Annotated in this window: 10 protein-coding genes; 6 read left to right on the forward strand and 4 right to left on the reverse strand. The window is 69.4% G+C overall.

Translation table 11 applies throughout. The features are described from left to right. Nucleotides 1–181 precede the first annotated feature (181 nt). A complete protein-coding gene (locus CNO22_RS22445; RefSeq protein WP_100501483.1) occupies nucleotides 182–373 on the forward strand; it encodes a hypothetical protein in 192 nt (63 codons plus the stop codon). A gap of 26 nt (nucleotides 374–399) precedes the next feature. Further along, complete coding sequence (locus CNO22_RS22450; protein WP_100501493.1) at nucleotides 400–1,113, forward strand: maleate cis-trans isomerase family protein; 714 nt, start codon at nucleotides 400–402, stop codon at nucleotides 1,111–1,113. Nucleotides 1,114–1,262: 149 nt separating this feature from the next. On the opposite strand, the gene CNO22_RS22455 is transcribed toward CNO22_RS22450, so the two are convergent. The 4 genes from CNO22_RS22455 to CNO22_RS28545 form a co-directional block, all read right to left on the reverse strand. Further along, nucleotides 1,263–1,949 (reverse strand): GntR family transcriptional regulator, encoded by a 687-nt coding sequence (locus CNO22_RS22455; protein WP_198588524.1) that lies wholly within the window; start codon nucleotides 1,947–1,949, stop codon nucleotides 1,263–1,265. A 311-nt stretch (nucleotides 1,950–2,260) separates the two neighbouring features. Next, the gene (locus CNO22_RS30225) at nucleotides 2,261–2,518 is read right to left on the reverse strand and encodes a GntR family transcriptional regulator (RefSeq protein ID WP_100501487.1); all 258 of its coding nucleotides are present in this window, start codon (nucleotides 2,516–2,518) and stop codon (nucleotides 2,261–2,263) included. 257 nt (nucleotides 2,519–2,775) lie between these two features. Continuing rightward, nucleotides 2,776–3,681: a bifunctional allantoicase/(S)-ureidoglycine aminohydrolase gene (locus CNO22_RS22470; protein WP_100501489.1), complete on the reverse strand. Its 906-nt coding sequence runs from the start codon at nucleotides 3,679–3,681 to the stop codon at nucleotides 2,776–2,778. 63 nt (nucleotides 3,682–3,744) lie between these two features. After that, a complete protein-coding gene (locus CNO22_RS28545) occupies nucleotides 3,745–3,966 on the reverse strand; it encodes a hypothetical protein (RefSeq protein WP_198588525.1) in 222 nt (73 codons plus the stop codon). Nucleotides 3,967–4,602: 636 nt separating this feature from the next. Between CNO22_RS28545 and CNO22_RS22480 the strand changes: the two genes are divergently transcribed. From CNO22_RS22480 to CNO22_RS29815, 4 genes are all read left to right on the forward strand, one after another. Then, complete coding sequence (locus CNO22_RS22480) at nucleotides 4,603–6,141, forward strand: NCS1 family nucleobase:cation symporter-1 (RefSeq protein ID WP_100501491.1); 1,539 nt, start codon at nucleotides 4,603–4,605, stop codon at nucleotides 6,139–6,141. Between the two features lie 32 nt (nucleotides 6,142–6,173). Beyond that, the gene (locus CNO22_RS22485; RefSeq protein WP_100501492.1) at nucleotides 6,174–6,902 is read left to right on the forward strand and encodes an aspartate/glutamate racemase family protein; all 729 of its coding nucleotides are present in this window, start codon (nucleotides 6,174–6,176) and stop codon (nucleotides 6,900–6,902) included. Nucleotides 6,903–7,387: 485 nt separating this feature from the next. After that, a complete protein-coding gene (gene allB / locus CNO22_RS22490; protein ID WP_100501494.1) occupies nucleotides 7,388–8,860 on the forward strand; it encodes an allantoinase AllB in 1,473 nt (490 codons plus the stop codon). A gap of 786 nt (nucleotides 8,861–9,646) precedes the next feature. Further along, nucleotides 9,647–9,775: a hypothetical protein gene (locus CNO22_RS29815; RefSeq protein ID WP_269799620.1), complete on the forward strand. Its 129-nt coding sequence runs from the start codon at nucleotides 9,647–9,649 to the stop codon at nucleotides 9,773–9,775. The last annotated feature ends 365 nt before the right edge of the window (nucleotides 9,776–10,140 follow it).

The following is a 10,140-nucleotide window of genomic DNA, read 5'->3' on the forward strand; positions in this document are numbered from 1 at the left end:
AGCGTCTGGTGGTCGAGCTTGCGGCCGTCGTCCTCCCGCACTCCTCAATGGTCTCCGCGCGCGGGTCAGCGATCAAGCTACTAACGATCTCCTTAGTAACACATCAGCCACGCGTAGGGGACGCACCCCCGGTTCGGCCCCTCCCCGCTCCCCGTTCCCCGAAGAGCCGAAGGTCAGCACGATGCTCGACCTGCTGGTCACCAACGCCGTCGTCGACTCGACCGCCACGCAGGCCTGCCACGTCGACGTCCGGGACATGCGCATCGCCGCCCTCGACGGCGGCAGGTGCCATGAGCCCCACCCGAGGGAGCTATCCCTCCCCCGCCGCGATATCCGCGAGACGGCGGGGGCTCTGCCCGCAGGACCGCCCTGATGGCCGGCCGGCCGACGAGGATCGGCATGATCGTGCCCTCGTCGAACACCTGCCTGGAGCCGCAGACCTACCGGATGCTGGCCGAGCGCACAGACGTGACGGTGCACTTCACCCGCATCGAGGTCATCCGCATCGCCCTCAACGCCCACTCGGACCGGCAGTTCGACATCCGCCCGATGGTGACCGCGGCCCGGCTGCTCCGGACGGCAGAGGTCGACGTCGTGGCCTGGAACGGCACCGCCGGATCCTGGCTCGGCCCGGACGGCGACCGCGCGCTGGTTCGGGAGATCACCGCGGCGACCGGCGTACCGGCCACCACGTCGACCCTGGCCTACCTCGACGCCTTCGCCGCCTTCGGCGTCCGCCACCTCGGTCTGCTCACCCCGTACACGGCGGATGTCAACGAGGCCATCGGCGAGCGGTACGCCGCCGAGGGCACGACGGTCGTGGGCGAGCGGCACCTGGGGCTGGAGGTGAACGAGGAGTTCGCGAATGTGCGGCCGGCTGAGCTCGTGCCGCTCTCGCGCGAGCTGGCCGACGGCGCGGACGGACGGCGTCCGGACGCCCTGGCCTACGTGTGCACCAACCTGTACGGCGCGCCGGTGGTCGCACAGGTGGAGTCGGAGACCAGGGTGCCCGTGCTCGACTCGGTCGCCGTCACGCTCTGGCGGTGCCTGACGATGGCCGGGGCCGCACCACTGGAACCGCGGTGGGGCCGGCTGCTGACCGGGACGGCGTAATTCCGCGACGGTAGCACCGCATCGAAGTGCACGCACGCCTCCAGCTCAGTGGGCCGAGCAGCGCGTGAGCGCTCCTCGGCCCACTGAGCGCGGCGGGTCTCCGCTCGATTAGCCAACTCAGCCCCTGCAGGCGCCGCTGCTGTCGACCGCTACGGTTCTGAGGCCTCACCGGGCATGCCGTCGACGACCATGTGCCGGCTGGCCCGCACGTGCGCCAGGGCCACGGCGGCGGCGAGCTCGGCGTCACGCATCCTGATGGCGGCGAGCAGCTGCTCGTGCTCGCTCTGCACCCGCTCGTGGTCGGTGGTCTGGCGGAACAGCCAGCGCAGCCGGCCAGTCAGCGGCTGCAGCACGGCGCGAAGGGAATCGTTGCCCGTCAGCCGCAACAGGTCCTCGTGGAACGCCGTGTTTGCCGTGCCAGCCCACGAATGGTCGCCGGCATCGAGCGCACGGCGACCATGCTCGACCGACGCGGCCAGCTGGGCCAAACCCTCGTCATCGATCCGCTCGGCGACCAGCCGGGCCGCGAGCACCTCCAGCACTTGGCGGATGTCGAAGAGGTCCTCGACGACCGACCTGGTCAGGACCCGGACGACGGCACCGCGCCGCGGCAGCAGCTCGACGAAGCCCTCGCTCTCCAACGCCCGCAGTGCCTCCCGGACGGGCACCCGGGACACCCCGAAGTCCTCGGCCAGGTCGCGCTCGACTAGCCGGGTCCCCGGACGCCACGTCCCCTCCGCGATGCCGGTGCGGATCTTCTCCCGGATGACGTCGCGCAGCGGTACGTCGTCCACATGATCGGCCGACGGGGACGCCGGTTGGACTGGCAGCTCCACGACGGCATCGTGCCTTATCCCCCCGACCGTCGGTCGCCCCGTCGTCAGACGAACTAGCGGCTGAGCGGCACGTGTCGGGGGTCATCGCCGACACCGTCGTCGACCTCGTCGGCGCCATCGGCCGCCAGGTCCTCGATCACCTGCTGCCCGACCGGCGCTGCCGACCACGCCTCGGGCGGTCAAGCGGGCGATCTCCAACTACGCCCGCAACACCGCCAAGGGCCGCCTGCGCGGCCCCAGCTACCAGGCCACGACCAGCAATCAAGGTCCTAGACGATCCCGGCCCTTGACCAACCGGCCCGGGCCGCCAACTACACAGCCTTGCAGCTAGCCCCTCGTCGTCGATCCGTTCGGCGACGAGCCGGGCGGCGAGCGCTTCCAGGACCTGCCGGATGTCGAAGAGGTCGGCGACGACGGATCGCGTCAGCTGCGACCACTGCTCCCCGTCTTGGCAGGAGCTCGATGAAGCCCTCGCTTTCCAGGGCCCGAAGCGCCTCCCGCACCGGCACCCGGGAGACCCCAAACTCCCGGCCAGGTCGCGCTCGACCAGCCGGGTGCCCGACGTCCACATTCCCTCGGCGGTACGCACCCGGATCTTCTTCCGGATCACATCACGCAGCGGCTGGCCGGCTGTGGCGGCCAGGGACCCGGACGTCGGCTCCTCGGACGTCTCCACGGGTAGATCATCCCCGAGAGCTCGCCACCCCGGATGCACCGGATCGCATAGGGCCCTTACGACGGCGAGCCGGGGCTCGGCCGTGCAGGTGGGACTGCGTGGCCTTCGGGTCGGCCGCACCGCCGGGCCCACGGCAGGGACCGCGCTGGTTTAGACCAGCTGCCGGCTCAAAGGCGCATGCCGGTTGACGTCCTTGTACAGCAGGTAGCGGAAGCGCCCTGGGCCGCCAGCGTAACAGGCCTGCGGGCAGAACGCGCGCAGCCACATGAAGTCGCCGGCCTCGACCTCAACCCAGTCCTTGTTTAGCAAGTACACGGCTTTGCCCTCCAGCACATAGAGTCCGTGCTCCATCACGTGCGTCTCCGGGAACGGGATCACGCCGCCGGGTTCGAAGTTGACGATGTTGACGTGCATGTCGTGGCGCACGTCGGTCTGGTCGACGAAGCGGGTCGTCGTCCAGACGCCGTGGGTGTCCGGCATGGGCAGCGGCTCGACATCGCGCTCGCTGGTCACGAACGGCTCAGGCACGTCGATCCCGTCGACGCGCTGATAGGCCTTGCGGATCCAGTGGAAGCGCGCCGGCTCGTTCTCTTCGTTGTGCAGCGTCCACGCCGCGCCCGGCGGCAGGAAGGCGTACCCGCCTGGCTCGAGCCGGTGGGATGCCTCCCTGATCGTCAGCCGCAGCCTGCCCTCTACGACGAACAGCACCGCCTCGGCGGCGGGGTCGGTCTCCGGCCGGTCGCTGCCGCCGCCCGGTGACACCTCCACGATGTACTGGGAGAAGGTCTCGGCGAAACCGGAGAGGGGCCGGGCGATGACCCACAGCCGGGTCCGCTCCCAGAACGGCAGGTTGCTGGTGACGATGTCGGTCATCGTTCCCTTGGGCAGCACGGCGTAGGCCTCGGTGAACATCGCCCGGTTCGTAGTGAGCTCGTTCTGCCCGGGCAGGCCCCCCCGTGGCACGTAGTAGGCGTTCGTCGTCGACGTCACGTCGGTCGTCCTCTCCGCTGGAGCCGCCGGTGCGGCTCGGATGGTGGTGTCGTCGGTGCTGCCCATGCCCCTGTCCCTCATGCCTTGTCCCTCGTTCACTGCCTCTCGTGCACTGCCCCAGACCAGCAATTACCCGCGCGGTTGGTCCACCTCGACCGGACGGCCGCGCAGCCACGTGCTGCGGACGACGTCGGCGAGCCGGCACTCCACGTAGAGCGCCACTGGGTTGCGGTGGTCGACCTCGCGGTCCCCCGGCACGGCGTCTTGGAAGGGCCACCAGAACTCGACGGCGGAGAAGCCAGCGTCATGAGCCGCTGCGGTCCGGTCGAGGAGCGGCAGCTCGGTGAACATGATCGACAGGTTGGCGGCGTAACGACGAGGCGGTATGAACGCATTTCCGCAATATGGAACTTGTTCTGGCATGTGCACCGTACTGTGATGGTATACGAGACGTCAACCGTGTCGTTTCAACTCTCGCCGTGGCGCTCAGGTCTCCTCCCCTGCGTTGAAGGTCGAGCCGCCCGTCTTGCCATCAGTGCCTCGTGCAGGGTCCTGGCGACGGGGTCACCGGATTGGGATGCGCGGCGCTCACCCGCGGCGCTCGGGGTGTACTTCTGCCCGGCATGGATGAGCCGCGCAGTGATCGCAGGCGACGAGGTTCCTGCCGCCGGGCAGCGTTCTACAGGATCCGGCTGATCGCGTGGCCGGCCGCGCCGAAGTCATGGACGGATCTTCGCCTCGGGGAGTCGTTTCCAACGATCCGCATCCCGGAACGAGGGCAGCCGAGCTCGGTCGTCGCCTGGAACTCGAGCTCACCTGGACGCAGCGTGATCGCGGGCGCAGACGTCGGGCCCGTCACGAATACCGCGTTGCTCCGTCATCCGGACTCTGTCTTCTGCTGGATGAAAAGGGGGGCCTTGACACCGAGGTCCGTGTGATGCAGGTTACCCCTCGCAAGCCGTTTCGTATACCAAACCGGAGTCCCCCATGAGCGGAGCATCACCCGCCGGCAACCCGGCAGAGAGCAACACCATCGTCGGGCCGTCTGCGGCCCTGCACGGCCCTGCCGAGACGGTGCCCGCCGGGGTGGACCCTGGCCTCTACAACGAGGACCTGGCGCCTACCAGGCGAGAAGGCCGGACCTGGAGCGCCTACAACATCTTCGCGTTGTGGGCCAACGACGTGCACAGCCTCGGCAACTACGCGTTCGCAATCGGCCTTTTCGCCCTGGGCCTGGGCACCTGGCAGATCCTCACCGCCATCGGTGTCGGCGCCGCCCTGCTGTTCCTCCTCCTGAACCTGTCGGGCTACATGGGCGTCAAGACCGGCGTGCCCTTCCCGGTCATGAGCCGGATCAGTTTCGGCGTTCGCGGCGCTCAGATCCCAGCCCTGCTGCGTGGCGGCGTGGCGATCGTCTGGTTCGGCATCCAGACCTACCTCGCCGCGCTCGTCGGCAACGTGCTGCTGATTGCCCTGTTCCCCTCGCTGGAGTCCCTGACCGAGAGCAGCACCCTGGGGCTGTCGCACCTGTCGTGGATCTGCTTCAGCGTCCTGTGGGCCGTACAGGTCGTTATCGCCTGCTACGGCATGGAGATGATCCGCAAGTACGAGGCGTTCGCTGGACCGATCATCCTGGCCACGTTCGTGGCGCTGGCCCTGTACGTGTTCATCCAGGCGGGGGGCTCGATCGCCTGGTCCCCGCCCGACGAGCTCAGCGGGTCCGAGATGTGGATCCAGATCCTGGGCGGCGGCGCCCTCTGGGTCGCCATCTACGCGACGTTCGTCCTCAACTTCTGCGATTTCACCCGCGGCGCCAAGTCCAAGAGGTCCGTGGCCCTGGGAAACCTCTGGGGAATCCCGGTCAACATGTTGTTCTTCGGTCTGGTGGTCGTCGTCCTCACCGGCGGCCGGCTGGCCATCGACGGGCGCGTGATCAGCAGTCCGACCGATGTCGTGGAGTCGATCGGCAACACCCCACTGCTGGTGCTCGCCTCCCTGGCCCTGCTGACGCTGACGATCGCGGTCAACCTGATGGCGAACTTCGTCGCACCCTCCTTCGCCCTGGCCGCGCTGATGCCGCGTACGCTGAACTTCCGTCGGGCGGCCATCGTGTCCGGTGTCATCGGCTTCGTCATCCTGCCCTGGAACCTCTACAACAGCCCGGCCGTCATCCTCTACTTTCTCGGCGGCCTGGGCGCCTTCCTCGGCCCGCTGTTCGGCATCGTGATGGCCGACTACTGGCTGCTGCGTCGCCAGCGGATCAACGTCCCAGACCTGTACACCTACAAGGCCTCCGGCGAGTACTCGTACAGCAACGGCGTGAACACGCGGGCCATCGCCGCACTCATCCCGTCGGCGGCCATCGCGCTGTTGTTCGCCTTCGTCGAGGGCCTAGCCGTGTTCGCCGCCTTCTCCTGGTTCATCGCGGCCGGACTCGGTGCGCTCATCTACTACGTCATCGCCGACCGGACGCGCACCTTCACCGACGTCGACGGGGAGTCCATCGCCGTCGCAGTGCGCCACTGACCCAGCCGACACCAGCCGAAAGGACACGACCCATGCGCATCCTCGTGGTCAACGTCAACACCACCGAGTCCATGACCGAGGGCATCGCGGAGCAGGCCCGCCGCGTGGCGCTGCCCGGGACGGAGATCGTCGGGCTCACTCCGGCCTTCGGGGCGGAGTCGGTGGAGGGGAACCTGGAGAGCTACCTGGCCGCGGTCGCCGTCATGGACCGCGTCCTGGCCTACGAGGAACCGTTCGACGCCGTCATCCAGGCCGGCTACGGGGAGCACGGCCGGGAGGGGCTGCAGGAGCTGCTCGACGTCCCGGTCGTGGACATCACCGAGGCCGCGGCTTCGACGGCGATGTACCTGGGGCACCGCTACTCCGTCGTCACGACCCTGGACCGGGCGGTGCCACTGATCGAGGACCGGCTGCTCGTCGCCGGCCTGGACCGCCGCTGCGCTTCGGTCCGGGCCAGCGGTCTGGCGGTGCTCGAGCTCGAGGCGGACCCCGAGCGTGCGGTCGAGGCGATCGTGGAGCAGGCCGCCGCAGCGGTGCGCGACGACCACGCCGAGGTCATCTGCCTTGGCTGCGGCGGGATGGCCGAGCTCGAGTCGGCGGTGCGAGCGCGCACTGGGGTGCCAGTGGTCGACGGGGTCGCGGCGGCGGTCACCGTGGCCGAAGCCCTCGTGCGCATGCAGCTGAGCACCTCGAAAGTGCGCACCTACGCGCCAGCACGGCCGAAGAAGATGACCGGGTGGCCCGTGACCGGGGGCCGGTGAGGCGGCTCCGGGTCGCCGCCCCGTGACCGGCCCACCCGACGGCTCAGTCGCGCACGTCTTCGCCCATACGCCGGCGAGACGGTCCGGCTCGGTGAGACGCCGTCTTGCCGCGTTCCCCGCCCTCGGTGCCGAACTGCAGCCCGGAATCGACGTGGCACTCGACCCCATCGCGCTGGACGAGACGGCTCATCGACGTCGACGTCGTCGTTCTCGTCACCGAAGAAGGGAGCATGGACGAGCGGAGCCTGGTGGCACGACGCTACTGAAGTCGCCTACCCAGCCCGGACCGCCGGAGACCGGTCGCCGCCTGCGGCCGGACGACCCCACCGAGGAACAGAGGTACGCGGCGGGTTCCGGCCGCGCCTTCTATCTCACCGAGCTCGACCCGGACCCGAATGCGGCAGGGTGCCGCCGGCCTGCTCCTCGAGCAGCTCGGCGGCCACCTGCAGCCTTGCCTTCCCATCACCCCGACCCAGGAGCGACCGATGTCCGATGGTGGACCCCGTCAGCAGTTGGCTGCCGTCAACGACCCCGCGACGATCCTCGAGCAGCTCGCCCGGTTGCGCGCCGAACGGGGGGAGGACGTCGCCGCCGACCCCACGGTGAGCGTGACCCCGCGGTCCACGGGCTTCGACCTGGTCGTCCGGGGCACCCGGATCCTGACGACGGCGGGGATCGTCGCCCGGGAGATCGGTGTCACGAACGGCCGGATCACCGCCCTGGAGCCCCTCGGCTCAGACCTGCAGGGCGACGAGGTCGTCACCCTCGCCGACGACGAGACCCTCATCCCCGGCCTGGTGGACGCGCACGTGCACGTGAATGAGCCCGGCCGCACCGACTGGGAGGGCTTCGCCACCGCCACCAAGGCCGCCGCGGCCGGCGGCGTTACCACCATCCTCGACATGCCGCTGAACTCGATCCCGTCGACGGTCAACCGCCCGGCGTTACAGCTCAAGCAGTTCATCGCGGCACCGCAGGCCTTCGTCGACGTCGGCTTCTGGGGCGGCGCCGTGCCGGGCAACAAGGAGTACCTCCGCGAGCTGCACGACGACGGCGTGTTCGGGTTCAAGTGCTTCCTGCTCCACTCCGGCGTCGACGAGTTCCCCCCGCTGGGGCCGGACGACTTGGAGGAGTACCTGGAGGTGCTGAGCAGCTACGACGCGCTGATGATCGTGCACGCCGAGGACTCGCGCTCCATCGACCGCGCCCCGGCCCCCGAGGGCGACGTCTACGACCGCTTCCTCGCCTCGCGGCCCCGGGGTGCGGAGAACCTGGCGATCGCCGAGGTCATCGAGCGCACCCGCTGGACCGGCGCACGCACGCACATCCTGCACCTGTCGTCGTCCGATGCCCTGCCCATGCTGCGTACCGCCAAGGCCGACGGGCTCGACCTGACCGTCGAGACGTGCCCGCACTACCTGACGCTGGTGTCCGAGGCCATACCGAACGGCAGCACCGAGTACAAGTGCTGCCCGCCGATCCGTGAGACGAGCAATCGCGAGCAGCTCTGGGAGGGCCTGCTCGACGGCACGATCGACTACATCGCCTCCGACCACTCGCCCTCCACCCCGGCTTTGAAGGACCTGCAGAACGGGGACTTCGGTGTCGCCTGGGGTGGAATCGCCTCGGTGCAGCTGGGCCTGGCAGTGGTCTGGACGGAGGCGCGGCTACGGGGTCTCGGCCTCGAGCAGGTCATCGAGTGGATGGCCGCCCGCCCCGCTGACCGGCTTCGGCTCCGGTCCAAGGGGCGGATCGCACTGGGCTACGACGCCGACCTGGCGGTCTTCGCGCCCGACCAGGCCTTCGTGGTCGACGCCGGGAAGCTCCACCACCGGAATCCGCTGACGCCATACCACCAGAAGACCTTGTCCGGGGTCGTCCGTCGCACGTTCGTCCGGGGCACCGAGGTGGACTACGAGACCCCGCGCGGGCGGCTCATCCGCCGGGGGATCGACTGACGCGGAGGGATCGCCTTCTGGTGCTGGCTCACACGGTTACCGGCGAGGACGGCGCCGCCGTCGTCGTCCTCGCCGGACATCCCCTGCTGGTCCGGCCGTGACATCCCGGTCTTTTGGATGGCATCTCCGCCGCGGCCGATAGGTGGAGGTCCTGGTGAGCCTCGACTACGCATGCACTCGCAAAGGGCAGCTTCGCCCGTCCGCCGCGCGAGCGCCAGCGGGGTCGGTCCCCGAGGTCGCGCGGGCCCTCGCCCAGGAGTCGGTCCACCTGAACAGCGACCACCGCCAACCGCGACCGCAGCCGGGTGCCCGTCCGGGCCGCCCTCCCCTCCGGCACCGGAGAGAGGACCGTCGGTGCCCCCGTGCCCTCCCGGCCGCACGCCGGTCGATTGACGCGGCCGGCCGCGTAGTGATCCCCGGAGGGTGGACGGGCACTGTCACATTGAAGGGTGATCGGCTCCTCGACCGCAGGAGGTCCGCCCTGTTGCAGAAGACGAGCTCGGCCTGGGCACCGGCTTCTCGCCCTCCGAGGGGCTCCCCCTCACGCGAGGGCCGTCGGTGATCGTCTGCGCGGGCAGGTGGCGGTCGCGAAGGGCGTCTTCGCCGATCCCGGTTCGACGGCAGGTTCCTCCCCCGCCTCGTCGTTCGTGAAGCGACCACCACCGGCGCCGGGGTCAACCCCGGGTGCCCGGGGCGACTCTGGAGGATCGGCATGGTCGTGCCGTCGTCGAACACCGGCCTGGAACTCCAGCCCTACCGGACGCTGCGGGATGGACCGATGTCACCGTGCATTTCACGCGGACCGAGGTCACCCGGATTGCTCTGGAGCCGGACGCCGATGGGCAGTTCGACCACACCCCCATGGTCACCGCCGCGGAGCTGCTCAGGACGGCGGAGGCCGACGTGGTGGCCTGAAAGGGCACTACGGGGTAGTGGCTCGGCCCCAACCGGGACCGGGAGACGGTGCGGCAGATCCAGGCGGCGACCGGCGTTCCCGCGACCACCTTCACGCTGGCTGCGAGAAAGTTGACAGGCCCGCATGGGCATCGAGTTCCCGAATCGTGCAGCGGAAGCGGGACGAGGTCCGGTCGGGAGCGTTGAAGTGTGCCGGTCATCCTTCCGCGATGGAACGATCGTGGTCGTCAGGTCCACCAGCCGTCTGCTCAACGTGCAGCCATCTGCTCGGTGGCCTGCGGGACGACGGTGTTCAGGTCACCCACGACGCCGAAGTCGGCGAGCTCGAAGATCGGCGCCTCGGGGTCCTTGTTGACCGCGACGAT

Origin of the sequence: Geodermatophilus chilensis (assembly GCF_002802985.1) — a bacterium.
In the GTDB taxonomy this organism is placed as follows: domain Bacteria; phylum Actinomycetota; class Actinomycetes; order Mycobacteriales; family Geodermatophilaceae; genus Geodermatophilus; species Geodermatophilus chilensis.

What these genes read in the sequence shown, in the direction of transcription:
- CNO22_RS22445 (WP_100501483.1), top strand. Translation starts at nt 182, where the DNA reads ATGCTCGACCTGCTGGTCACCAACGCCGTCGTCGACTCGACCGCCACG.
- CNO22_RS22450 (WP_100501493.1), top strand. Translation starts at nt 400, where the DNA reads ATGATCGTGCCCTCGTCGAACACCTGCCTGGAGCCGCAGACCTACCGG.
- CNO22_RS22470 (WP_100501489.1), bottom strand. Translation starts at nt 3,681, where the DNA reads ATGGGCAGCACCGACGACACCACCATCCGAGCCGCACCGGCGGCTCCA.
- CNO22_RS28545 (WP_198588525.1), bottom strand. Translation starts at nt 3,966, where the DNA reads ATGTTCACCGAGCTGCCGCTCCTCGACCGGACCGCAGCGGCTCATGAC.
- CNO22_RS22480 (WP_100501491.1), top strand. Translation starts at nt 4,603, where the DNA reads ATGAGCGGAGCATCACCCGCCGGCAACCCGGCAGAGAGCAACACCATC.
- CNO22_RS22485 (WP_100501492.1), top strand. Translation starts at nt 6,174, where the DNA reads ATGCGCATCCTCGTGGTCAACGTCAACACCACCGAGTCCATGACCGAG.
- allB (WP_100501494.1), top strand. Translation starts at nt 7,388, where the DNA reads ATGTCCGATGGTGGACCCCGTCAGCAGTTGGCTGCCGTCAACGACCCC.